The sequence below is a fragment of the Streptomyces viridosporus genome (assembly GCF_002078235.1).
GTDB lineage: Bacteria > Actinomycetota > Actinomycetes > Streptomycetales > Streptomycetaceae > Streptomyces > Streptomyces viridosporus.
Genome location: NZ_MSGP01000218.1, coordinates 1 through 26,622, shown reverse-complemented (window position 1 = coordinate 26,622; position 26,622 = coordinate 1). Strand labels below are relative to the sequence as shown.

At 73.8% G+C, this 26,622-nt stretch carries 8 protein-coding genes; 4 read left to right on the top strand and 4 right to left on the bottom strand.

Annotated elements, in window-relative coordinates:
* Nucleotides 1–15 precede the first annotated feature (15 nt).
* Nucleotides 16–5,385: a type I polyketide synthase gene (locus B7L92_RS16085; protein ID WP_081238290.1), complete on the top strand. Its 5,370-nt coding sequence runs from the start codon at nucleotides 16–18 to the stop codon at nucleotides 5,383–5,385.
* 36 nt (nucleotides 5,386–5,421) lie between these two features.
* Nucleotides 5,422–11,409 carry a type I polyketide synthase gene (locus tag B7L92_RS16080; protein WP_081238289.1) on the top strand — a complete coding sequence of 1,996 codons (5,988 nt, stop codon included), beginning with the start codon at nucleotides 5,422–5,424 and terminating at the stop codon, nucleotides 11,407–11,409.
* Between the two features lie 235 nt (nucleotides 11,410–11,644).
* On the opposite strand, the gene B7L92_RS16075 is transcribed toward B7L92_RS16080, so the two are convergent.
* The 4 genes from B7L92_RS16075 to B7L92_RS16060 form a co-directional block, all read right to left on the bottom strand.
* The gene (locus B7L92_RS16075) at nucleotides 11,645–11,839 is read right to left on the bottom strand and encodes a ferredoxin (protein ID WP_081238288.1); all 195 of its coding nucleotides are present in this window, start codon (nucleotides 11,837–11,839) and stop codon (nucleotides 11,645–11,647) included.
* A 19-nt stretch (nucleotides 11,840–11,858) separates the two neighbouring features.
* The gene (locus tag B7L92_RS16070) at nucleotides 11,859–13,037 is read right to left on the bottom strand and encodes a cytochrome P450 (protein ID WP_081238287.1); all 1,179 of its coding nucleotides are present in this window, start codon (nucleotides 13,035–13,037) and stop codon (nucleotides 11,859–11,861) included.
* Between the two features lie 31 nt (nucleotides 13,038–13,068).
* A complete protein-coding gene (locus B7L92_RS16065) occupies nucleotides 13,069–14,127 on the bottom strand; it encodes a DegT/DnrJ/EryC1/StrS family aminotransferase (protein WP_081238286.1) in 1,059 nt (352 codons plus the stop codon).
* Between the two features lie 76 nt (nucleotides 14,128–14,203).
* Nucleotides 14,204–15,610: a glycosyltransferase gene (locus tag B7L92_RS16060; protein ID WP_081238285.1), complete on the bottom strand. Its 1,407-nt coding sequence runs from the start codon at nucleotides 15,608–15,610 to the stop codon at nucleotides 14,204–14,206.
* A 202-nt stretch (nucleotides 15,611–15,812) separates the two neighbouring features.
* On the opposite strand from B7L92_RS16060, the gene B7L92_RS16055 reads away from it, so the two are divergent.
* A complete protein-coding gene (locus tag B7L92_RS16055; RefSeq protein WP_438363997.1) occupies nucleotides 15,813–24,932 on the top strand; it encodes a type I polyketide synthase in 9,120 nt (3,039 codons plus the stop codon).
* A 45-nt stretch (nucleotides 24,933–24,977) separates the two neighbouring features.
* Nucleotides 24,978–26,622 (top strand): type I polyketide synthase (locus B7L92_RS16050; protein ID WP_174703967.1); only part of this gene is annotated, 1,645 nt, incomplete at its 3' end.

Sequence of the window (26,622 nt, the reverse complement as noted above, 5' to 3'; positions counted from 1 at the left end):
GGAGGGAGATTTTCGGTGACCACACCCAAGGACAGCACCGACAAGGTCGTCGAGGCGTTGCGGGCGGCCGTGAAGGAGACCGAGCGGCTGCGTACGCAGAACCAGCGGCTGGTCTCGGCCGCCACCGAGCCGATCGCGATCGTCGGCATGGCGTGCCGGTTCCCGGGCGGCGTCGCGTCGCCCGAGGACCTGTGGCGGCTCGTCGCCGTCGGCGACGACGCCATCACGCCGGTCCCCGCCGACCGCGGCTGGGACATCGGAGAACTGGCGGGCGGCGACACCACGCTGTTCGGCGGCTTTCTGCCGGACGCCGCCGACTTCGACCCGGCGTTCTTCGGCATCTCGCCGCGCGAGGCGCTGGCGATGGACCCGCAGCAGCGGCTGCTGCTGGAGACCTCGTGGGAGGCGTTCGAGCGGGCCGGCGTCGACCCGGCGTCACTGCGTGGCAGCCGGACCGGCGTGTTCGTCGGCACCAACGGCCAGGACTACGCGTACCTGATGGTGCGCTCACCCGCGGAGAGTACGGGTGAGGTGGGCACCGGCATCGCGGCCAGCGCCATGTCCGGCCGGCTCTCCTACACGCTGGGCCTCGAGGGACCGTCGATCACGGTGGACACGGCGTGTTCGTCGTCGCTGGTGGCGCTGCACTGGGCGGCACAGGCCCTGCGCGCCGGCGAGTGCACGCTGGCGCTGGCCGGTGGCGTGAACGTGATGAGCACGCCGGGCGCGCTGGTGGAGTTCTCCAAGCAGGGCGGCCTCGCCCCGGACGGGCGCTGCAAGGCGTTCGCCGACGGGGCCGACGGCACCGGCTGGGCCGAGGGCGTCGGCATGCTCCTGCTGGAGCGGCTGTCCGACGCCCGCCGCAACGACCACCCGGTGCTCGCGGTGGTGCGCGGCTCGGCCGTCAACCAGGACGGCGCGTCCAACGGCTTCACCGCGCCGAGCGGGCCGTCGCAGCAGCGGGTGATCCGCGCGGCGCTGGCCAACGCCCGGCTCATCGGGAACGACGTCGACGCCGTGGAGGCGCACGGCACGGGCACCGCGCTCGGCGACCCGATCGAGGCGCAGGCGCTGCTGGCGACCTACGGCCGTGACCGGGAACGCCCGCTGCTGCTGGGCTCCGTGAAGTCGAACCTCGGGCACACCCAGGCCGCCGCGGGCGTCGCAGGCGTGATCAAGATGGTGCAGGCGATGCGGCACGGCGTGCTCCCGCGCACCCTGCACGCCCGCAATCCGTCCTCGCACGTGGACTGGTCGGCGGGCTCGGTCGAGCTGCTGACCGAGGAGACGCCCTGGCCGGAGACGGGCCGGCCGCGCCGTGCCGCCGTGTCGTCGTTCGGCATCTCCGGCACCAACGCGCACACCGTCCTGGAGCAGGCGCCCGAGCCGCCGCCGGCCGAGCGGAGCCCCGCGCGCGACGCGGTGGTGCCGTGGATCGTGTCCGGCCGGACGCTGTCCGCACTGCGGGACCAGGTCGCGCGGCTGGTCGCGCACGTCGGGGCGACGACGAGCGCCGCCGACGTGGCCGCCGTACTGGCCACCGGCCGCACCGCCCACGAACACCGTGTCGCCGCCGTCGGCCGTGACACCGCGGACCTCGCGGCGGCGCTGTCGGCGTGGGCGTCGGGCGACCCCGCGCCGGGCGTGGTGCCGGACACCGCCGCGCGGACCGGGAAGCTGGCCGTGCTGTTCACCGGCCAGGGCGCGCAGCGGCTCGGCATGGGCCGCGGCCTGCACGCCCGGTTCCCGGTGTTCGCCGAGGCCTTCGACGAGGTCGCCGCCGAGCTGGACCGGCACCTGCCCGGCTCGGTCCGTGACGTCCTCTGGGGCGCCGACGCCGACACCCTGAACAGCACGAACTGGTCGCAGCCCGCCCTGTTCGCCGTCGAAGTGGCGCTCTACCGGCTCGTCGAGTCCTGGGGCGTGCGGGCCGACCTCGTCGCCGGCCACTCGCTCGGTGAGATCACCGCCGCACACGTGTCCGGGGTGCTGAACCTGGCCGACGCCTGCCGGCTGGTCGCCACCCGCGCCGTGCTGATGGGTGCGCTGCCGGACGGCGGCGCGATGCTCGCCGTGGCGGCGACCGAGGAGGAGGTCGCGCCGCTGCTGGACGCCGCGGTGTCGGTGGCGGCGGTCAACGGCCCGACGGCGGTGATCGTCGCCGGCGACGAGGACGCGGTCGAGCGCGTCGCCGCCGCGGCCGGCGAGCGAGGGTGGAAGCACAAGCGGCTCACGGTGTCGCACGCCTTCCACTCGGCGCACATGGACCCGATACTGAGCGACTTCGCCGACGCCATCGCGGGCATCGAGTTCGACGACGCACGGATCCCGCTGGTGTCGTCGGTGACCGGGACGGTCGCCGAGGCGGCGCGGATCCGCGACGCCGCCCACTGGGTGGCGCACGTGCGGCGACCGGTCCGGTTCGCCGACGGCGTGCGCGCGCTGCTCGCCGCCGGGGCGACGACCTTCCTGGAACTGGGCCCCGACGCCACGCTGTGCGCGATGGTCGAGGACACCGCGCCGGATCCCGTCACCGCCATACCCGTGCTGCGTGCGGGCCGCGACGAGGAGACCACCGTGGTGGGCGCGCTCGCGCGGCTGTTCGCACGCGGCGAGCACGTCGCGTGGGACGCGTTCTTCGCGCCGCTCGGGACGCGCCCGGTGGACCTGCCCACCTCCGCGTTCCAGCGCTCCCGGTTCTGGCCGGACGGCGGTGTGGGCGGCGACGCCGCGTCGGTCGGGCAGTCGGCGCTCGGCCACGCGCTGCTCGGCTCGTCCGTGGAACTGGCCGGCGACGGCGGCGTGGTGCTCACCGGCCGGCTCTCCCTGGCCACCCAGCCGTGGCTGGCGGACCACGTCATCCTGGGCCGGATCCTGTTCCCCGGCACAGGGTTCGCGGAGCTGGCGCTGCGCGCCGCCGACGAGGTCGGCGCGGGCGTCGTGGAGGAGCTGACCCTGTCGGTGCCGTTGGAGCTGCCCCGGCACGGCGCCGTCGCCGTCCAGGTGCGGGTGGGCGCGGCCGGCGAGGACGGCCGGCGGTCGGTAGGCGTCTGGTCCCGCGACGCCGAGCGCGCCGGCGAGTGGCTCCAGCACGCCGCGGGCACGCTCGGCGCCACAAGCCCTGACACCGGCACGGACTTCGCGGCGGCGTGGCCGCCGCCCGGCACCGGCCAGGTCGACCTGGCCGGCTTCTACGACGGCGGTGACTACGGGCCCGCCTTCCAGGGACTGCGCGCGGTGTGGCGGCAGGACGGCGAGGCGTTCGCGGAGGTGGCGCTGCCCACCACGGCCCGTGGTGCGGACCGCATGGGCATACACCCGGCGCTGCTGGACGCCGTGCTGCACGCCGTCGGCTGGGTCGAGTCCGCGGACGGCGGCCGCGGCGTGCTGCCGTTCTCGTGGGAGGACGTGACCCTGCACCGCACGGGCGCGACCACGCTGCGCGTGCGGCTCACCCGCGGCGGCCACGAGGCCGTCGGCATCGAGGCGGTGGACGGCGCGGGCCGGCCCGTGGTGACCGTGGGCAGGCTGGTGCTGCGTGCGCCGTCGGAGGAGGACACGGCGCGCCGTCCCGACTGGCTGTTCCGCGTCGACTGGACACCGCTTGCCGCCCGGCCGGTGACCGGGACCTTCGTGGTGCTCGGCGCCGAGCCGGGTGGACTCGCCGGCGCGGTGCGGCACGACACCGTCGACGCCGCGCTCGCCGCCGGACCGGACGTGGTGTTCGCACCGCTCACGGGTGCTTCCGTGCTCGACGCGACGACGCGGGCGCTCGGCCTGGTCCGGGAATGGCTCGCCGACCGGCGCGCCGAGGACGTGCCGCTGGTGTTCGTCACCGACGGCGCCGTGTCCGGGGCGGACGTCCCGGCCGCCGGGGTGTGGGGCCTGGTGCGGACCGCACAGGCCGAGAACCCGGGTCGCTTCGTGCTGCTCGACGCCGCCGCCGAGGAGTGGCCGCTGCTCGCGGTGGCACCGGAACTGGTGGCGGCGGGGGAGACCCAGGCCGTCATCGAGGACGGCACCGTGAAGACCGGCCGGCTGGCCCGGTTCGCCGGCGAGGAGCGGCCGTCCGAGTGGAACCCGGACGGCACGGTGCTCGTCACCGGGGGCACCGGCGGTCTCGGCGCGCAGCTGGCCCGGCACCTCGTCGCGGAGCACGGTGTGCGGAAGCTGCTGCTGCTCAGCAGGCGCGGCCCGGAGGCGCCGGGTGCGAGCGAGCTGGCGGCCGAGCTCACCGGGCACGGCGCGGACGTCGACATCGTCGCCTGCGACGTCGCGGACCGCGACGCCCTGGCCGCCGTCCTCCAGGGGCGCACGGTCACCGCCGTCGTGCACACCGCGGGTCTGCTGGACGACGGCGTCGTCACCGCGCTCACCCCGGAGCGGCTCGACGGCGTGCTGCGGCCCAAGGTGGACGCCGCCCGGCACCTGCACGAGCTGACGGCCGACCTGGACGCATTCGTGCTGTTCTCCTCCGTCGCGGGCACGCTTGGCAGCCCCGGCCAGGGCAACTACTCCGCAGCGAACGCCGCCCTCGACGCGCTCGCCCGCGAGCGGCACGCGGACGGTCTGAAGGCGCTGTCGCTGGCGTGGGGCCCGTGGTCGCAGGACGCCGGTATGACCGGTGCGCTGACCGAGGCCGACATCAAGCGCATGGCGGATTCCGGCTCCGCGCCGCTCACCGTGCCGCAGGGTCTCGCCCTCTTCGACGCGGCCGTCACCACCGACGAGCCGGTGCTCGTGCCGCTGGCGGTACGCCTCGGCGCCCACGGCGGCGCGCCGCATCCGCTGCTGCGTGACCTCGTGCGCACGCGACGCCGGCGCCCGTCGGCCGACGCGACACCGCCGGTGCCGGTCACGGACCGGCTCGCAGGGCTGGACGAGCAGGCGCGTACGCGGTTCGTCCTGGACCTGGTGCGTGCCGAGGTGGCGGCGGTGCTGGCGCACGACTCCACGGACGGCATCGCCGACGACCGTGAGTTCCGCGACCTGGGCATGGACTCGCTGACCGCCGTGGAGCTGCGCAACCGGCTCGCGACGGCCACCGGGCTGCGGATGTCCGCGACCCTGGTGTTCGACTACCCGACCCCCGCCGCGCTCGCCGACCACCTGCTGTCCCGGCTCGGCGGCACGGCCACCGCCGAGGCGCAGGCCCCGAACCTGCTCGCGGAGCTGGACCGGCTGGAGTCCGCGCTCGCGGGCGCCGATCCCGACCCGATCACCCGCGCCGGCATCACGGCCCGGCTGCGGGGCCTCGCAGCGCAGTGGGCCACCGTCGACGCGGCACCCGACGGCGAAGCCGTCACGGAACAGATCTCCTCGGCCAGCACCGACGAGATCTTCGCCTTCATCGACAACGAGCTCGGCCGGATCAACGACCGCTGAACTCCCCTCACTCCGCACCGAAAGGCAGCCATCGCGATGGCGGACGACACGAAACTGGTCGAGTACCTGAAATGGGTGACGGCCGATCTGCACCGGACCCGGCGCCGACTGGAGGAGGCCGAGTCCGGCCACTGCGAGCCCGTCGCCATCGTGGGCATGGCCTGCCGGTTCCCCGGCGGCGTCACCACCCCCGAGCAGCTCTGGGAGCTGGTCGCCGACGGCCGTGAGGGGATCGTTCCCTTCCCGGCCGACCGCGGCTGGGACCTGGACCTGCTCTCCGGTGAGGGCCCCGGCCACAGCGCCACGCTCCGTGGCGGCTTCCTGCACGACGTCGCCGGATTCGACGCGGGCTTCTTCGGTGTCTCGCCGCGTGAGGCCGTGGTGCTCGACCCGCAGCAGCGGCTGCTGCTGCAGACGTCGTGGGAGGCGTTCGAGCGGGCCGGCATCGATCCGGCGTCGCTGCGCGGCAGCCGCACCGCGGTGTTCGCCGGCACCGACGGACAGGACTACGCCTCGCTGGTGCTCGACTCCGTCGAGGACGCGGAGGGGCACGCCGGCACGGGCATCGCGGCGAGCGCGATCGCCGGCCGCCTGTCCTACACGTTCGGCCTCGAGGGCCCCGCGGTCACCGTGGACACCGCCTGCTCATCGTCGCTGGTGGCGCTGCACCTGGCGGCGCAGGCGCTGCGGGCGGGGGAGTGCGACCTCGCGCTGGCCGGCGGCGTCACCGTGATGTCGACCGCGCTCCGGTTCGCCGGCTTCACCCGCCAGGGCGCGCTCGCCTCGGACGGGCGCTGCAAGGCGTTCGCGGACGCCGCTGATGGCACCGGCTGGTCCGAGGGCGTCGGCATGTTCGTGGTGGAGAAGCTGTCCGACGCACAGCGGCTGGGCCACCCGGTCTGGGCCGTGGTGCGCGGCTCCGCCGTCAACCAGGACGGTGCGTCCAACGGCTTCACCGCTCCCAACGGGCCGTCCCAGCGACGGGTCATCGAGCAGGCGCTGGCCAGCGCCGGCCTGTCCGCCGGTGATGTCGACGTGGTCGAGGCGCACGGCACCGGCACCCGGCTCGGCGACCCGATCGAGGCGCAGAGCCTGCTCGCCACCTACGGCCAGGACCGCGAGCGGCCGGTGCTGCTCGGCTCCGTGAAGTCCAACATCGGGCACACGCAGGCCGCGGCCGGCGCGGCCGGCGTCATGAAGATGGTCATGGCGATGCGGCATTGCGTCGTCCCGCAGACGCTGCACGTGGACGCGCCCTCGTCCCACGTGGACTGGACGGGGGGCGCGGTCGAGCTGGCGACGGCCGCCACGCCGTGGCCGGAGACCGGACGTCCGCGCCGGGCCGGTGTGTCGTCGTTCGGCGTGAGCGGCACCAACGCGCACACGATCCTGGAGCAGGCGCCCACGGAGGACGCGACCACGCAGGACACCTCGGAGAGCGCGCCGGAGACGTCGGTGATCCCGTGGGCGCTGTCGGCGAAGACCGCCGCGGCACTCCGTGATCAGGCGACCGCGCTGGTGGAGCGCGTCGGGCGGGAGCCGGACTGGAGGGCCGCGGACGTCGCGGCGGCGCTCACCGCACGCACCCGGTTCGAGCACCGCGTGGTGGCGACCGGCCGCACGCGCCGCGACCTGGCCGAGGCGCTCTCGGAGTGGGCCGCCGGCGGCGCGGCGCAGGGCGTCGTGGCCGGCACGGTGGCGCGCGGGCGGCTGGGGATCGTCTTCACCGGACAGGGCTCGCAGCGCCTGGGCATGGGCCGCGAGCTGTACGAGCGCTTCCCGGTCTTCGCGGAGGCGTTCGACGCGGTGGTCGGGGAGCTGGGTGCGGACGTCCGGGAGGTGATGTGGGGCGAGGATCCCGACGCGTTGGACCGGACCGGGTGGTCGCAGCCGGCGTTGTTCGCGCTGGAGGTGGCGTTGTATCGGCTGGTGGAGTCGTGGGGTGTGCGGCCGGAGGTGGTGGCCGGGCATTCGCTGGGTGAGATCGTCGCGGCGCATGTGGCGGGGGTGCTGTCGCTGGGTGATGCGTGCCGGTTGGTGCGGGCGCGGGCCGAGCTGATGGACGCGCTGCCGGAGGACGGCGCGATGCTCGCCGTGTCGGCGGCGGAGGCCGACGTGGTCGCCGTGCTCGGCGAGGGGGCGACCGTCGCGGCGGTGAACGGGCCGGCGGCGACCGTCGTAGCGGGCGAGACGGAAGCGGTGGCGCGGGTCGCCGCCGTGGCGGCCGAGAAGGGCTGGAAGCACAAGCGGCTGCCGGTGTCGCACGCGTTCCACTCGGCGCTGATGGACCCGATGCTCGACGGCTTCGCCGCCGCCCTCGCCGGCGTCACGTTCGCGCGGCCGACGACCGGCCTCGTCTCCGGCGCCCCGACCGACCCCGGCTACTGGGTGCGGCACGTCCGCGAGCCGGTCCGGTTCATGGACACCGTGACCGCCATGGCCGAGGAGGGCGTGACCACCTTCCTGGAGCTGGGGCCCGACGGCACACTCTCCGCGATGATCGCGGCGACGGTCGACGCCGGCGCCACGGTGCCGATGCTGCGGCGGGACCGTCCGGAGGAGGAGTCGGCCGTCACCGCGCTCGCCACCCTGCACACCCGCGGCGTCGCCGTCGATCTGCGCGCGGTGCTGCCGCCGGCGCGGCCGGTGGACCTGCCGACCTACCCCTTCCAGTACGTTCGCTACTGGCCACAGGCCCGCTCCGGCGCGGCCGACGTCACGGGCGCCGGTCTCGACTCGGTGGCCCACCCACTGCTCGGCGCGGCCGTCGAACTCGCCGACGGCGACACCCTGCTGACCGGACGGCTGTCCCTGCGCACCCATCCGTGGCTGGCGGATCACGTCGCGGCCGGCGCCGTCGTGCTCCCGGCCACCGCCTTCGCGGAGCTGGCGTTCCGCGCGGCCGACGAGGTCGGCTGCGACACCGTCGAGGAACTCACCATCGCGGCCCCGCTCGCTCTGTCCGAGACCGGCGCGGTCGCGGTGCAGGTACGGGTCGCCGCGGCCGACGAGCGGGGACGCCGCCGCATAGGCGTGTTCTCCCGCCAGGACGCGATCGGCGGCGAGTGGCTGCCCCACGCCACCGGCACCCTCACCTCCGGCGGCGTGACCGGCGCGACCGTGGCGTGGCCGCCGCGCGACGCCGAACCCGTCGACATCGGCGCGCACTACGACGGCTCCGGCTACGGCCCGGCCTTCCAGTGCCTGCGCGAGGTCCGGCGGGCCGGCGACACCGTGTACGCCGAGGTGGCGCTGCCGAACTCGATCGGGGACGCCGCGGACTTCGGCGTGCACCCGGCACTGCTCGACTCGGTGGTGCAGGCGGTCGCGTTCCTGCCGGAGGCCGCCGGCCGTGTGCTGGCGCCGTTCTCATGGGAAGGTGCCACGCTGCACGCCTCCGGGCCGGCGCTGCTGCGCGTGGCGATCACGTCACTCGGCGGCGACGCCGTCTCCGTCACGGCGGTCGACGCGACCGGCCGCCCCGCGGTGTCCGTGGCGTCGCTGGCACTGCGTGAGCCCGTCGCCGCCGGGCCGGTGCGGCCGGAGTCCGCCTGGCTGTTCCGCCTCGACTGGACGCCGGTCGACGTCGCCCCGGTGACGGGCGGGCGATGGGCGGTGCTCGGCGCCGACACCCTCGGCCTCGGTGCCGCGCTGGCGGGCGCGGGCTGCGACGTCGTCGGCTACGGCGACACCCTTGACACGGTACTGGCCACACGGCCCGACCTCGTGCTCGCGCCCGTCACGGGCGACTCGGTGCAGGAGGCCACCGCGGCGGCGCTCGGCCTGCTCACGTCCTGGCTGGCCGACGAGCGTGCCGACGACGTGCCGCTCGTGCTGGTCACCTCCGGTGCGGTGGCCGGCGCGGACGTTCCCGCGGCGGGCGTGTGGGGCCTCGTGCGGGCGGCCCAGGCCGAGAACCCGGGCCGGTTCCTGCTGCTCGACGTCGACGACACGGAAGCGTCACGGCTGCTCGTCGCCGCGGCGCCCGGCCTGCTGGACGACGGTGAGACACAGGCCGTCCTCACCGACGGGGCGGCCGCCGTCGCACGACTGGCGAGGTTCGGCACCGCGCCGGAGCCCCGGGCGTGGGACCCGGACGGCACGGTCCTCATCACCGGCGGCACCGGTGGCCTCGGCAGCGCGCTGGCCCGGCACCTCGTCGTGGAACGGGGCGTGCGCAAGCTGCTGCTGGTCAGCCGACGCGGCCCGGAGGCGCCGGGTGCGCGGGAGCTGGCGGCCGAGCTGATCGAGCAGGGCGCCGACGTCACGCTGGCGGCGTGCGACGTGGCCGACCGTGACGCGGTGGCCGCCCTCCTGGCCGGGCACCCGGTCCGGGCGGTCGTGCACACGGCGGGCGTGCTGGACGACGGCGTGCTCGACACGCTGACGCCGGAGCGGCTCGCGGCCGTGCTGCGGCCGAAGGTGGACGCGGCGCAGCACCTCGACGAACTCGTCGGCGACGTGGACGTGTTCGTGCTGTACTCCTCGCTCTCGGGTGTGATGGGCGGCGCCGGCCAGGGTAACTACGCGGCCGCCAACGCCGCCCTGGACGCCATCGCGGCCCGGCGCCGCGCCGCCGGACGTCCCGCGCTGTCGCTGGCATGGGGCGCCTGGACGCAGGACGCCGGCATGACGGAAGCGCTGTCGCAGGCCGAGATGCGGCGGATGGCGAACTCGGGTTCGATGCCGCTCACCGTGGAGCAGGGCATGGCCCTGTTCGACGCCGCGTCCGCCACCGACGAGGCGCTGCTCGTGCCGTTCGCGGTGAAGCCCGGTGCGAAGGGGGGACCGGCCACGCACCCGATCCTGCGCGGCCTGCTGAGGGCACCGCGCCGCCGCGCCGCCGCGGACGCGTCCGCGGTGTCCACGGCGGCGCTGCGCGACCGGCTGAGCGGGCTCCCCGCCGCCCACCAGGACACGGTGCTGTGTGAGTTGATCGTCGACTACGCGGCGGCCGTGCTCGGCCACGCCGACGCGAGCGACATGGACCCGGAGCGTGACTTCCTGGAGGCCGGCTTCGACTCGCTGATGTCGGTGGAGCTGCGCAACCGGCTCGCCGACACGGTCGGTCTCCGGCTGCCCGGCACGGTCGTACTCGACCACAAGACGCCCGCCGAGCTGGCCCGGTGGCTGCGTGGCCAGCTCGCCGAACACGTCGGCCCGGCCCCGGCGACCACGTCCGGGCAGTCCGGCGACACCGTCGGCAAGGTGTACTTCGACGCGGTCCGGGCGGGCAAGGTCGACGAGGGCTGGGAGCTGCTCAAGGCCATCGCCCTCACCCGGCCGCTGTTCGAGGCGCCCGCCGAACTGGAGGAACTTCCCGAGCCCGTTACCCTCGCGGACGGGCCAGCCGGGCCGCGGCTGATCTGCATCAGCTCACCCGTGTCCGTCGGCGGTGCGCACCAGTACGCCCGTATCGCCGCCCACTTCCGCGGCGACCGTGGTGTGCAGGCGTTGCCACTGGTCGGGTTCGCGGCGGGGGAGAGCCTGCCCGGCTCGGCGCAGGCCATCACACGGGCCGTCGCGGAAAGTGTGCTGCACGCCGGCGACGGGGACCCGTTCGTGCTGGTCGGCCACTCGTCGGGCGGTGCGCTGGCCCTGGCGGTGGCCGGGCTGCTGGAGAGCATGTGGGGTGTGCGCGCCGACGGTGTGATCATGCTGGACACGCTCAGCCTGCGGCACGAACACGGGGACAGCGTGGACTACCGGCAGCTGGCCAGGAGGTTCATGGGCGAGACGGACTCGGCCACCGTGACGGTGGACAGCAACCGGCTGTCGGCCATGGCGCACTACCTCAACCGCATGTCCGCCCTGGAGGTTCCGCCGACCACCGCGCCGACGTTGCTGGTGCGCTGCAGCGTGCCCCTGCTCGGTGACCCCGACGCGAGCGTAGAGCATGGGCAGCAGGAGCTGCTCGTCCCCGCGGAGACGGTCCGCACCATCGACGCCGACCACTTTTCGCTGGCGCAGCGGGACTCCCACGTCACGGCGACCGTCATGAAGGAGTGGCTGGCCACGTTGTGACTCCGTGACCGCGGTCGGTCGTCGAGGACGTCGAGGGCGTCGAGGACTCCGCCACGGCTCGGACGCACACGACGCACGACAGGCAGCCGCGCACGAACGACACAGCGTGCGCCCGCGAACAGGAAGCGGGCGCACGCTGTGCGGCAGGGAACCGAGGAGGGCCGGGGACCGGAAGCGGAGCACAAGCCGCCGCGCTGGTCCCCGGCCCTGTGCGGCCGTGGGAGGGGGAGAACTCCTAGCGGATCAGAGTGATCGTGCCGGACGGGCAGACCTGCGCCGCCATCTTCGCGGCGGCGGCCTGCGTGTCGTCCGGTTCGGCGTCTAGCACCTCCACCAGGCCGTCCTCCTCGCCCTGGTCGAACAGCGCCGGCGCCGTCAGTACGCACTGGCCCGCGCCGACGCACCGGCTCCTGTCCACATTGATCTTCATGTCTTCGTTCCTCCCGGACTCACCAACGGACGGGCAGCTCGTGCAGGCCGAACAGGGTGCCGTCGTACTTGAACGGCAGGGCCGCGACGTCCGCGCCGATCGCGAGCGTCGGCACCCGGCGGAACAGCGTCTGGTAGACGATCTCCATCTCGGCACGCACCAGGTTCTGCCCGAGGCACTGGTGCACGCCGTAGCCGAACGCGACGTGGTGGCGCGCGGCCCGGCCCGGGTCGAACTCGTCGGGCCGCTCGAAGCTGTCCAGGTCGTGGTTGGCGCCGGCGATGAGCGGGATGATGCCCTCCCCGGCCCTGATGAGCTGGCCGCCGATCTCCACGTCCTCGACCGCCACGCGCAGCGCGACCAGGTCCGCGACCGAGTGGTAGCGCAGCAACTCGTCCACCGCGCGGTCGTCGCCGATCCACTGCGGGTTCGACAGCAGGGTCACCACACCGAGCGCGATGTTGTTCGCCGTGGTCTCGTGCCCGGCGATCAGCAGCAGCATGATGACGCCGGTCAGCTCCTCCGGGGTCAGTACCGCGGACTCCAGCAGCCGGGAGATCAGGTCGTCGCCCGGCCGCTTCTGCTTGACCTTGATGAGCCTGCCGATGTAGCGCAGCAGTTCCTGGACGGCCGCACTCCGCTCGTCCTCGGTGGTGGTCTTCAGGTTCACCAGCGTCTTGGTGCGTGACTCGAAGAACTCCCGGTCCACGAACGGCACGCCCAGCATCGTCGAGATCACCAGTGACGGCACCGGCAGCGCGAACTCGGCGACCAGGTCGGCGGAGTTGCCGAAGGACAGCAGGTGGTCGACGCAGCGGTCCACGGTCTCCTGGATGAGCGGCCGCCACTCCCTGACACGCCGCACGCTGAACTCGGGGATCAGTGCCTTGCGGAACCTGCCGTGCTCCGGCGGGTCGATGCCGACGAACCAGCCGGGGATCTGCTCCTGCGTCGGCACGCCGCCCGTCCTCGCGACGCTGGGGAAGCCCTCGCGCGCGGGATCGGAGCTGATCCGGTGGTCGGTCAGCGCGGTGCGCACGTCCTCGTGCCGCGACACCAGCCACACAAGGCTGCCCGTCGGCAGCGTCGAGCGGATCAGACCGGGCCGCTTGCGGAAGTCGGCGTACTGGCGCGGGGGGAAGGGCTCGCCGGGCAGCCGTACCGGGAACTGCGTCACTTCGGGTTTGGATAACGTCATGTGCACACGTCCAATCGGGGTCGGGGCGCGGTCAGCCGGCGCCGTAGAACTTGCGGATCCGGCCGACGACGAAGTCCTGGTCCTCGGGGCTCATGTCGGTGTAGGTCGGCAGGTAGAGGCCCTCCTGGGCGAACCGGGCGGCCTTGAGCGAGGGCCACACCGGGTCGCGGTACATCGGCTGCCTGCTCATCGGCTGGAAGAAGTACCGGGTCTCGACGCCGTTCTCCCCGAGGAACTCCATGAGCGCGTCGCGGTCCCGGGCCAGCACGTCGTACATCCACAGCACCTGACGCGAGGGCATCAGCGTGAGGCCGTCGATGCCGGAGAGCTCGCGGTCGTAATGCTCCTCGATGCGCGCCCGCGCCGCGAGGATCTCGTCGATCCGCTCGACCTGTGCCAGGGCGACGGCGGCCTGCATGTTGGTCATCCGGAAGTTGTAGGCGAGCTTCTTGTGCAGGAAGTCGTGCTCCCTGCTGAACGCCATGCCCCGTAGGTGCTCCATCTGGGCGGCGAGACGGGGGTCGTCGGTGACGCACGCCCCGCCCTCGCCCGAGGAAATGATCTTGTTCGCGAACAGCGAGAAGCACGCGATGTCCCCGACCGGGCGGATGCCGTGCGCCTCGGCGGAGTCCTCGACCACCCGCAGGTTGTACTCGTAGGCGATCTTCATGATCGCGTCCATGTCGCAGCGCCTGCCGTAGACGTGCACCGGCAGGATGGCCTTGGTCCGCGGAGTGATCTTGTCCTCGATCAGCGTGACATCGATGTTGAGGTCGTCGCCGCAGTCCACGAACACGGGCGTGGCACCGGTGTAGGTCACCGCCCACGCCGTCGCGACCATGGTGAACTCCGGCACCAGCACCTCGTCGCCCGGCCCGATGCCCAGCGCCCGCAGTGCCAGGGTCAGTGCCGTGGTGCCCGACGAGCACGCGACGGCGTGCTCGACCCCGTTGTACCGGGCGAACTCCTGCTCGAATCGCGGGATGTAGGGTCCCTGCGCGGAGATCCATCCGCTGGTGACCGCGTCGGTGACGTACTCCAGTTCGCGCCCCTTCATGCTGGGCCTGGAGACCGGGTACTTGAATCCCATGAGGTCCTCGTTCGTCGATGGGTGCCGGCGCGTGAGCGAGCTCGGCTGCCTCCGGCCATGTTGCGGCCGAAGGGGATCATTCGGGCGTAGCGCTCCGCAAGGGCTCCGGAGCCAGGGCGGGCAGATCGAGCACCAGATCGGTGGCGGCGTCCGCGCCGCCGGCGGCGCGCAGCAGCTTGCCGAAGTGCTGGGCGCGCTCGCCGAACGACGGCTCCTCCAGCACCCGCTTCAGCGCACGGAAGATGTCGTCGCCGGAGCCGCGGTGCGCGTCGACGGTCAGGCTCACGCCGAAGTCCTCACCGCGCACCGCCTGGTCGTGGCAGTCCACCCACAGCGGGCGGATGACCATCGGCTTGCCGAAGTACAGGCCCTCGTGGAAGCCGTTGCCGCCGCCGTGGGTCAGGAACACCTTCACGTTCGGGTGGGCGAGCACGTCGAGCTGGGAGGGCACCCAGCTCTCGATGCGCACGTTCTCGGGCAGCGGCTCGTCGGGCAGCAGGCCCTGCTGCTCCTCGGGCAGTTTCCACAGGATGTGGTGGTCCTTGCCGAGCCGCCGTGCCACCGTCAGCATGTCGCGTACCTGGCCGGAGGTCAGGCGGGTGGTGGTGCCCAGGCCGACGAAGATCACGGAGTCGCGCGCGGCCAGCCACCTGCTGACGTCCTCGTCCTCGGGTGCCTGGGGCAGCGGCGGGATCAGCGCGCCCACCATCCTCATGTTGTCCGGCGCCCGGAACGGGTAGTCCAGCTCGGCCAGCGACCCGTTCACCACCATCTCGGCGCGTTCGATCTTGGCCAGGAAACGCCGCGCCTCCGGATCGATGCCCAGCTCCCGGCGGGTTCGCTTGTCCTGCCTGAGGATCCGGGCCATGGACGGACGCAGGAAGATCGCCATGGTGCGCACACGGAAGAGCCGGTTCTCGATCCGTTGCCGCAGCGTCATGTGCACGGACAGGCCCGAGTGCGGTACGGGGAAGTCGGGGCCGGTGTACGCCTTGGTGAAGGGGGTGTACGCGGTCACGTAGTTGCTCGGCAGGAAGGGGGAGACGAGCACGTACGGGATCCTGCGGGTGATCGCGATGTCGATGGCGTACGCGGTGAGGCTCTCGATGACCATCAGCGCGGGCTTCAGTTCCTCGACGATCCCGAGGAGCCGCCGGTACTTGCCGACGTGCAGCGCGGGGTCGTAGGTGTGGCGGATCACGGCGGCGTGCGCGGCGAACCGCTTCGGGCCCGTCACCTCGGCGTAGACGTCCTCGTCCCACGTCAGGGCCGACAACTCCGGTACCACGTCGCCGAGTGAGGCGAACCGTACCGTCGACGCGTCGGCCAGCGCCTCGATGTCGCCCCGGCGTTCCTCGTCGGTGGCGAACCACAGGTCCGGGACACCGCGCCGGGCGAACTCGCCCGCGATCGTCTGGACCGGGTTGAACAGACCGCTCTCGGGGAGGCTGACGAACAGGATCGGCCGCGAGCTGGATGACATGAGCAACACCTTTCGGGCGGGCTTATCCACGGACGGGACCGGTGTGCGCCCCCGAGATCCCGTTTATCCCATCGCCGACGGCCGGAATTCCCTAGATCGGCGACGGCTGCGCAGGCCACCTGCGCCGGTGCCGCACCTGTAGGGAAAAACGGGTTGGGCCGCCCATACGCTCCACCGCTGAGTCCCTGTCGTACCTACCGGTCTGAGGTGGTCCCGCGTCATGAGCGAAGCCGGCAACGAGAACCCGGAAGTGATCGACCCGGTGGTCATCGTCGGTACCGCGTGCCGCCTTCCCGGCGGTATCGACTCGCCGGAGGGGCTGTGGCGCCTGCTGTGCGACGGTGAGGACGTCCTCGGCCCGTTCCCGACGGACCGCGGCTGGGACCTCGACGCGCTGTACGACCCCGACCCGACGGCGCCGGGCCGGAGTTACGTGCGCGAGGGCGGATTCCTCGCCGGCGCCGCCGAGTTCGACGCCCCGTTCTTCGGGATCTCACCCCGTGAGGCCGAGGCGATGCACCCGCAGCAAAGGGTGCTGCTGGAGGTCGTGTGGGAGGCGCTGGAGCGCGCGGGCGTGGATCCGGTGACGCTGCGCAACACCGCCACCGGCGTGTTCGTCGGCGCGGAAGCGCATGAGTACGGGCCGGGGCTGACCAACGCGCACGGCGCCGAGGGCCATCTGCACACGGGCACCGCGGGCAGCGTCGCCTCCGGCCGTATCGCTTACGAACTGGGCCTTCGCGGACCCGTGCTCACCGTGGACACGGCGTCGTCCAGCTCGCTGGTCGCCCTGCACCTCGCGGTGCGGTCGGTGCGCGGCGGGGAATGCGCGCAGGCCATCGTCGGCGGCGTCACGGTCATGCCGACCCCGGCCGCCTTCGTCGCGTTCAGCCGGCAGCGTGCACTGTCGCCCGACGCGCGGCCGAAGCCCTTCGGCGCGGACGCGAACGGCACCGCGTGGAGCGAGGGCGCCGGCGTGCTGTTCGTGGAGCGCCTGTCGACGGCACGCGCCGAGGGACATCAGGTGCTGGCCGTGGTGCGGGGCTCGGCGATCAATTCCGACGGCGCCTCGGCGGGGCTCACCGCTCCGAGCGAAGAGGCGCAGCGCGAGGTCGTCGCCGCGGCACTCGCTGACGCGGGCCTGCGTCCGTCCGAGGTGGACGCCGTGGAGGCGCACGGCACCGGCACCCCGCTCGGCGACCCGATCGAGGCCCGTGCGCTCATCGCCACCTACGGACAGGACCGCGACCGGCCGTTGTGGACGGGGTCGCTCAAGTCCAACCTGGGTCACACCCAGGCCGCGGCCGGCGTGCTCGGCGTGGTGAAGATGGTCGAGGCCCTACGGCACGGCGTCCTGCCCGCCACCCTGCGCGCCGAACCGCCGACGTCGCACGTGGACTGGTCGTCCGGTGCGGTCGAGCTGCTGACGCGGCAGCGCGACTGGACGAGCGGTGACGCCCCGCGGCGGTGCGGCGTGTCGTCCTTCGGGTTCAGCGGCTCCAACGCCCATGTCCTGCTGGAGGAGGCCCCGCCCGCGCCCGCCCCGGCGGAACGGGAGACCGAGCCGGCCGCGTTGCCGCTGGTGCTGTCGGCGCGCTCCGCCGCGGCGTTGCGCGGTCAGGCCGCCGGCCTGGTCAGGCTGGAGGCCGATCCACGGGATCTCGGACATTCGCTGGTGACGACGCGTTCGCTGTTCGAGCACCGGGCGGTGGTCGTCGACCGTGACGGGCTGGAGGCGTTCGCCCGGGGCGAGGCGACACCCGCCGCCGTCCATGGTGTGGCGGACGTCGAGGGCCGGACCGTTTTCGTGTTCCCCGGCCAGGGCGCCCAGTGGGCCGGCATGGGCGCACGGCTGCTGGACGAGTCGCCGGTGTTCGCCGAGCGGATCGGCGCGTGCGCGGCGGCGCTGTCGGAGTTCACCGACTGGTCGCTGGTGGACGTGCTGCGTCAGGCCGAGGGTGCGCCGGACCTCGATCGCGTGGACGTGGTGCAGCCGGTGTCCTTCGCGGTGATGGTGTCGCTGGCGGCCCTGTGGCGTGCGCGGGGCGTGCGTCCGGACGCGGTCGTCGGTCATTCGCAGGGTGAGATCGCCGCCGCCGTCGTCGCCGGAGCGCTGTCCCTCGAGGACGGTGCGCGGGTGGTCGCGCTGCGCAGCCGGGCCATCGCCCGCCGGATCGCGGGCGAGGGCGCCATGATGTCGGTGCCGTTGCCGGTGGAGCGCGTTGAGTCGTTGCTGCCCGCGGACGGGTCCGTGCAGATCGCGGTCGTCAACGGGCCGGCCTCGGTCGTCGTCGCCGGTGCGCCCGCCGCGCTGGAGACGCTGTTCGACACCTTGACCGCCGACGGGGTGCGAGTGCGGCGTATCGACGTCGACTACGCCTCGCACACGGCGCAGGTCGAGAAGATCCAGGAGGAACTGCTCGACCTGCTCGCACCGGTCCGGCCCCGCACCGCGGAGGTGCCGTTCCATTCGACGGTGACCGGCGAGTGGCTGGACACCGAGACTATGGACGGCGGCTACTGGTACCGGAACCTGCGCAGCACGGTGAACTTCGGGCCCGCGATCGCCACGCTGCTCGACGAGGGGCACCGCGCGTTCATCGAGTGCAGCCCGCATCCCGTGCTGCGCGTCGGCATCACCGAGGCGATCGAAGCGGCCGGCGTGCGGGCCGTCGTGACGGGCACGCTGCGCCGTGGCGAGGACGGCCTGGACCGCGTGTACGCGTCGTTCGCCGAGGCGTTCGTGCGGGGTGTGCCGGTGGACTGGGCCGGTCTTTACGAGGGCGGCCGCCGGATCGACCTGCCCACGTACGCGTTCGACCGCCGCCGGTACTGGACGGCCGGTCCCGGTACCACGGCCGCGCCCGTGCGCGAACCGGAGCCCGCCGCCGTCGCCGAGGTCCCGGCGCTCGATCGCACGGCGCTCCTCGACACCGTCCGGGCGCAGGCCGCCACCGTGCTGGGGCACACGGACGCGGCCGCGATCGACACCTCCCGTGGGTTCCGCGCCCTCGGCTTCGACTCGATCACCGCCGTCGACCTCCGGGAGCGGCTCGTCGCCGCACTCGGCATCGCGCTGCCCGCGTCCGTCGTCTACGACCACCCGACGCCCGACCGGCTCGCCGACTTCCTGCTCGCCTCCGTCACCGGCGAGACCGAGGAAGCCACCCTCACCCCGGCCGCCGCCGACGAGCCGATCGCGATCGTCGGCATGGCGTGCCGGTTCCCGGGCGGCATCGCCGGCCCCGAGGACCTGTGGCGGGTCGCCGCCGAGGGACGGTGCGTGGTCGGCGACTTCCCGACCGACCGTGGCTGGGACCTGGATGCGCTGTTCGCCCCCGGCTCCGACGGCACACCCGCCGTCGCCACCCGCTCGGGCGGCTTCCTCCCCGACGCGGCGGGCTTCGACGCCGAGTTCTTCGGCATCTCGCCGCGTGAGGCCAAGGCGATGGATCCCCAGCAGCGCCAGCTGCTGGAGACCACCTGGGAGGCGCTGGAGCGCGCCGGCCTCGACCCGGCCTCCCTGCGCGGTACCCGGACCGGCGTGTTCGTCGGCACCTTCGGCGGCAGCTACGAATCGTTGCTCGGCCGGCGGGACGACGCCCGCGGCTTCGTCATGACCGGTACGACGCCGAGTGTCATGTCGGGCCGGACGGCGTACGTGCTCGGCCTGGAGGGCCCGGCACTGACCGTCGACACCGCGTGTTCGTCGTCGCTGGTGGCGCTGCATCTGGCCGCCCAGGCACTGCGGGCCGGGGAGTGCGGGCTCGCGCTGGCGGGCGGCGTGACCATCATGTCCACGCCCGACAACTTCGTGGAGTTCACGCGGCAGGGCGGCCTGGCCGCCGACGGCCGGTGCAAGTCGTTCTCCGACGCCGCCGACGGTACCGGCTGGTCCGAGGGCGTCGGCGTGCTGGTACTGGAGCGGCTGTCCGCCGCCCGCGCGAACGGACACCGGGTACTCGCTGTCGTACGTGGCTCGGCCGTCAACCAGGACGGCGCCTCCAACGGCCTCACCGCACCGAACGGGCCCTCGCAGCAGCGGGTGATCCGTGCCGCGCTGGCCAACGCGGGCCTGCGTCCGTCCGACGTGGACGCGGTCGAGGCGCACGGCACCGGCACGAGGCTCGGCGACCCGATCGAAGCCCAGGCCCTGCTGGCGGCCTACGGCCGGGACCGGGAGACGCCGCTGCTGCTCGGCTCCCTGAAGTCCAACATCGGCCACACGCAGGCCGCCGCGGGTATCGCGGGCGTCATCAAGATGGTGCAGGCCATGCAGCACGGCATGCTGCCGCAGACCCTGCACGTCGAACAGCCGTCGTCGCACGTGGACTGGTCGGCGGGTGCGGTGGACCTGCTCACCGAGGCCACACCGTGGCCCGACACGGACCGGCCGAGACGCGCGGCGGTCTCGTCATTCGGCATCTCCGGCACGAACGCCCACGTCATCCTGGAGCAGGCCGCCCAGCCGGAGCCCGCGCCCGAGACGAACGGTGTCCTGGTTCCCTGGGTGGTGTCGGCGCCCACGCCGGAGGCGCTGCGCGCGCAGGCGGCGCGGGTCGCGACCGCGTCCGGCGGTGCGGCCGACGTGGCGCTGTCCCTGGCCGGCACCCGCACGCGCTTCGCCCATCGTCTCGCCGTGACCGGCCGGGACGGGGACACCCTGCGGGCCACGCTGGCCGGCCCGACCGACGCGGTCCAGGGCTCGGTCGTCCAGGGCAAGCTGGGCGTGCTGTTCACCGGCCAGGGCTCGCAGCGCCTCGGCATGGGCCGCGGCCTGTACGAGCGGTTTCCCGCGTTCGCCACGGCGTACGACGAGGTGATCGCGGCACTGGGCACCGAGGTGCGGGACGTCATGTGGGGCGAGGACGCGGCGGAACTCGACCGGACCCGTTGGGCACAGCCCGCGCTGTTCGCGCTGGAGGTCGCCCTGTACCGGCTCGTGGAGTCGTGGGGCGTCGAGCCGGACATGGTCGGCGGCCACTCGGTCGGCGAGATCGCCGCCGCGCACGTCGCGGGCGTGCTGTCGCTGGCCGACGCGGCGACGCTCGTGCTCACCCGGGCCGGCCTGATGCAGGCCCTGCCCGAGGGCGGGGCGATGCTCGCCGTCGAGGCGACCCTGGGCGAGGTCTGCCCGCTGCTGGTGGAAGGAGTGTCCGTCGCGGCCGTGAACGGGCCGGCGTCCGTCGTGGTGGCCGGTGTCGGCGAGGTGGTCGCGAAGATCCGCGACACCTTCACCGAGCAGGGCCGCCGCACGAAGCTGCTGCTGGTCTCCCACGCCTACCACTCGCCGCTGATGGACCCGATGCTGGCCGGGTTCGGCGAGGCGCTGGAGGACCTGGCGTTCCATGAGCCGCGCATCCCGTTCGTGTCGGCGCTCACCGGACGGATCGACGTGCCGGACAGCGGCGTCTACTGGGTGCAGCACGTACGGCAACCGGTGCTGTTCACGGACGCCGTCCGGGCGATGGCCGACGCAGGTGTCCGCACCGTGCTCGAACTCGGACCGGACGGCACGCTCAGCGCCCTGGTGCCCGACGCCGCCGGCGACGCCGACGTCCGGGCGATCCCGCTGCTGCGCCGTGACCGGCCCGAGGAAGACCGGGCCGTCACCGCGCTGACGGAGCTGCACGTGCGCGGCACGGAGGTGGACTGGGCGGCCTTCCTCGCGGACACGGGGGCGCACACCGTGGCCCTTCCCACCTATGCGTTCCGCCATCAGCGCTTCTGGCCGGACGACGGCGAGACCGGTGACGTCGTCGGCGCGGGTCTCGAACAGGCGGGCCACCCGTTGCTCGGTGCGGTCGTCCAACTGGCGGACCGCGACGGCGTGCTGCTCACCGGCCGGCTGTCCGCCACCGCGCAACCCTGGCTCGCGGACCACGTGGTCGGCGGCCGGATCCTGTTCCCGGGCACGGGCTTCGTGGAGCTGGCGCTGCGCGCCGGCGACGAGGCCGGCTGCGGACGGCTGGACGAGCTCACGCTGGCCGTACCGCTGGTGCTGCCCGCGCGCGGCTCGGTCCCCGTGCAGGTCGCGGTCGGTGCGGCCGAGGACGGCCGCCGCCCGGTGAAGGTGTCCTCGTGGGCCGACGGCACCTGGACGCTGCACGCCACCGGACACCTCGCGGCGGACGCTCCCGCGGCGGACACGGCGTTCGCACGGGACCAGTGGCCGCCGGCCGGCGCGCAGGCCCTGCCGCTGGACGACTGCTACGAGCGGCTGGCCGCGATGAACCTCGACTACGGCCCGGCGTTCCGGGGCGTGCGCGCGGTGTGGCGGCGGGACGCCGAGGTGTTCGCGGAGGTGGCGCTGCCCGACGCGGTAGCCGACCGGGCGGGCGCCTTCGGCCTGCACCCGGCGCTGCTCGACGCCGCCGTGCAGGTTGCGTTCCTCGGCGACATGGGCGTGCCGCCCGGTGCCCTGCCCTTCGCCTGGGAGGGAGTGTCCCTGCCGGCCGCCGGCGCGGCGGCGCTGCGGGTCCGCCTGGCCCCGAACGGCCCGGGCGTGTCCATCACGGCCGCGGACGTGCTCGGTGAACCGGTCGCGGCCGCCGAGTCGCTGACGTTGCGGGCGGCCGCCACGCCCGCCGCGGCTCTCGCGTACGACTCGCTGTTCGCACTGGACTGGACGCCGCTGCCGGAGGCCGGGGCGGCCGAGCCCGCCGCGGTGCTGGAGTTCGCGCCGGCCACCGGCGACATGGCGGCGGCGGCACACGCGGCGGCGGCCAGGGCGCTCGAAGCCGTGCAGGAGCGGCTGTCCCGCGACAGCGAGGAACCGCTGCTGTTCGTGACACACGGCGCGGTGTCGGGCGACGATCCGGCCTCGGCCGCCGTGTGGGGCCTGGTACGGACCGCTCAGACCGAGAACCCCGGCCGCTTCCTGCTGCTGGACCTGCCGGAGGGCGGGGACCTCCCGGCGGCGTACGGCGCGCTGGTGACGTCCGGTGAACCGCAGGGCTGGGTGCGGGACGGCGTCGTGCACGCCGCCCGGCTGGCGCGCCTCGGCGCGGACGCGGGCCTGCTGCCGCCCGGCGGCAGCGGATGGCGGCTGGACATCCCGAAGCGGGGCAGCATCGACGACATCGCACTCGTCCCGTATCCCGAGGCCGAGCGCGAGCTGGCCGGCCGGCACGTGCGCGTACGGGTGCGCGCGGCGGGCGTGAACTTCCGGGACGTACTCAACGTCCTGGGCATGTACCCCGGCGACCCGGGCGCGCCCGGCGCCGAGGGCATGGGCGAGGTCGTCGAGGTCGGCCCCGAGGTGACGGGCGTGCGCGTCGGCGATCGCGTCATGGGCATGATCACGGGTGGCTTCGGCCCGCTGGCGGTCGTGGACGAGCGGTTGCTCACGCCCGTGCCGGCGGCTTGGCCGGACGAGGTGGCCGCGGCCGTCCCGCTGGTGTTCCTCACCGCCTACCACGGTCTCGTCGACCTGGCGGGGCTGCGCGGCGGCGAACGCGTACTCGTCCACGCCGGTGCCGGAGGTGTGGGCATGGCCGCGATCCAGCTGGCGCGGCACCTGGGCGCCGAGGTGTTCGCCACGGCGAGCGAGGGCAAGTGGGACACGCTGCGCGCCCTCGGCGTCGCGGACGACCACATCGCCTCCTCCCGGACGCTCGACTTCGCCGGGACGTTCGGCAGGGTGCTGGGCGAGCAGCGGATCGACGTCGTGCTCAACTCGCTGGCCGGGGAGTTCACCGACGCGTCCCTGGACCTGCTCGCCGACGGCGGCCGTTTCGTGGAGATGGGCAAGACGGACCTGCGTGACCCCGCCGACCTGCCCGACGTGCGCTACCTGCCGTTCGACCTGATGGTGGTGGACCCGGACCGCATCGCCGGCATGCTCGCCGAACTGAGTGAGCTGTTCGAGGCCGGGGTGCTGGCGCCGCTCCCGGTGCGATCGTGGGACGTGCGGCGTGCGGGCGACGCGTTCCGGTACATGAGCCAGGCCAGGCACACCGGCAAGATCACCCTCACAATGCCGGCCGGGACCGCCACCGACGGCACGGTCCTCGTCACCGGCGGCACGGGCGGCCTCGGCAGCAGGCTCGCCCTGCATCTGGCCGGACAGGGCGTGGCCCGGATGGTGCTTGCCTCACGCCGCGGCCCGGCGGCGGACGGCGCGACGGAGCTGCGCGAGGAACTGGCGGGCCTGGGTGTCCAGGTGCGGGTGGTCGCCTGCGACATCGCGGACGGTGACGCCACTCGTGAACTGGTCGCGAGCATCCCCGATCTCACGACGGTCGTGCACACCGCGGGCGTGCTCGACGACGGCGTGGTCGGCTCGCTCACACCGCAGCGGCTGGCGACCGTGCTGCGGGCGAAGGCCGACGCGGCCTGGAACCTGCACGAGGCGACCAAGGACCGGCGACTCGCCCACTTCGTGACGTTCTCCTCGGTCATGGGCGTCATCGGCGGCGCCGGCCAGGCCAACTACGCCGCCGCCAACGCCTTCCTCGACGCACTGGCCGCACACCGCCGTTCGGCGGGCCTTCCGGCCGTCTCACTGGCCTGGGGCGCGTGGGCGCCGGGCGCCGGCATGACCGCGACGCTGTCCGATGTGGACCTCGCGCGCATGGCCCGCGACGGCATGGCCCCGCTGACGACGGAGCAGGGCATGGCGTTGTTCGACGCGGCGCTGGCCGTCGACGCCCCGGCGCTGGTGCCGATGCGGCTGGAGCTGTCCGGGCTGCGCACGAGGAGCGACGCACCGGCCGTGTTGCGCGGTCTCGCCGGAACCGGCCGCCGTACCGCCGCCTCCACCGCGGCGGCGGAGGTCGCCACCTTGGCATCGCGCCTCGCCGGCGCGGCTCCCGACGAACGCCTCCGGCTGGTGCTCGGCGCCGTACGGACCGAGGCCGCCGCTGTCCTCGGCCACGGCTCGTCGGCCGCGATCGAGCAGTACCGCGAGTTCCGGCAGCTCGGCTTCGACTCGCTCACCGGCGTCGAGCTGCGCAACCGGCTCAACACGGTCACCGGCCGTCGGCTGCCGTCCACGCTGCTGTTTGACTACCCGACTCCGTCGGCACTCGCGGAGTACCTGCGGGACGAACTGGCGCCCTCCGCCGGGGCCGAGGCGGCCGGGACCGGCATGCCCCTTCAGGAGTTGGACCGGCTGGAGGCGGCCCTCGCGGCCGCCGGTCCCACGGCCGACCACGCGACGCTGGCCGACCGGCTCGAGCAGCTCGGCCGGCGGCTGCGGCAGGCGGAGACGGACGCGGCCGGACACGTCGACGAGATCGACGCCGACAAGATCAACTCGGCCTCGGTCGACGAGCTGTTCACGATCATCGATGGCGAGCTGGGCATCTCCCAGGACTGAACCCGCCCACCGCCCCCCGTTCGTTGATGGAGAAGAGGACCTGCGATGGATGACCACGGCCAGCAGGACAAGGTCGTCGAGTATCTGAGGCGTGTCACGGTCGACCTGCGCACCGCCCGCCAGCGCATCGAGGAACTGGAGCTGAAGGGACGCGAGCCGATCGCGATCGTCGGCATGGCGTGCCGGTACCCGGGCGGTGTGCGCTCGCCGGAGGACCTGTGGCGACTGGTCGTGGACGGCATCGACGCGGTCACCGAGTTCCCGGCGAACCGCGGCTGGGACCTCGACACCCTCTACGACGCCGACCCCGGGCACGTGGGCACGTCCTACTCGCGGGCCGGCGGCTTCCTCCACGACGCGGGCGAGTTCGACGCCGAGTTCTTCGGGATGAGCCCGCGGGAGGCCATGGCGACGGACGCGCAGCAGCGGCTGTTGCTGGAGACGTCGTGGGAGGCTCTGGAGCGGGCGGGCGTCGATCCGGTGTCGCTGCGCGGCAGCCGCGCCGGCGTGTACGCGGGCGTGATGTACAGCGACTACCGGGAACTGCTCGCCGACGACGGCTTCGAGGGCTACCGCACCAACGGCAGCCTGCCCAGCGTCGCCTCGGGCCGCGTGGCCTACACGCTGGGACTCGAGGGGCCGGCGGTCACGGTCGACACGGCGTGTTCGTCGTCGCTGGTGGCTCTACACCTGGCCGCGCAGGCGCTGCGCAACGGCGACTGCACGCTGGCGCTGGCCGGCGGCGTGACGGTGATGTCCACACCCAGCACCTTCGTGGAGTTCTCGCGCCAGCGCGCCCTTTCCGCGGACGGCCGCTGCAAGGCGTTCTCCGACTCCGCCGACGGCACCGGCTGGGCCGAGGGCGTGGGCATGCTCGTGCTGGAGCGTCTGTCGGACGCACGGCGGCTCGGCCACCCGGTGCTCGCGGTGGTGAGGGGTTCCGCGGTGAACCAGGACGGTGCGTCGAACGGACTCACCGCACCGAACGGCCCGTCGCAGCAGCGGGTCATCAAGCTGGCGCTGGACAGCGCCGGGCTGGCAGCGTCCGATGTGGACGTCGTCGAGGCGCACGGCACGGGCACGGAGCTGGGCGACCCGATCGAGGCGCAGGCGCTGCTGGCGACCTACGGCCGTGACCGTGAGACGCCGGTCCTGCTCGGGTCGGTGAAGTCGAACATCGGGCACACACAGGCGGCGGCAGGTGTCGCCGGCGTGATCAAGATGGTGATGGCGATGCGGCACGGGCTCGTGCCGAAGTCGCTCCACGCCGACACGCCGTCGTCCCATGTGGACTGGTCGGCGGGTGCGGTGACACTCGCGGCGGAGGCGAGCCCGTGGCCGGAGGTGGAGCGGCCGCGGCGGGCGGCGGTGTCGTCGTTCGGGATCTCCGGCACGAACGCGCACACCATCCTGGAGCAGGCCCCCGCCACCGTGGCCGCCGAGCCGCGTGCCGAAGCGCCGGTCGACGCAGTCGTGCCGTGGGTGCTGTCCGGGCACACGCCGGCGGCGTTGCGCGCACAGGCGGAGCAGCTGGCACTGCGGCTGGACACCGGTGCGCACCCGGCGGACGTCGGCCTCACCCTGGCCACCGGCCGAGCACACCTCGCGCACCGGGCCGCGTTCGTCGGCCGTGGCGGCGCCGACCTGGCGGCGAAGCTGTCGGCCTGGACCGCCGCGGAGGCGGTGGCCG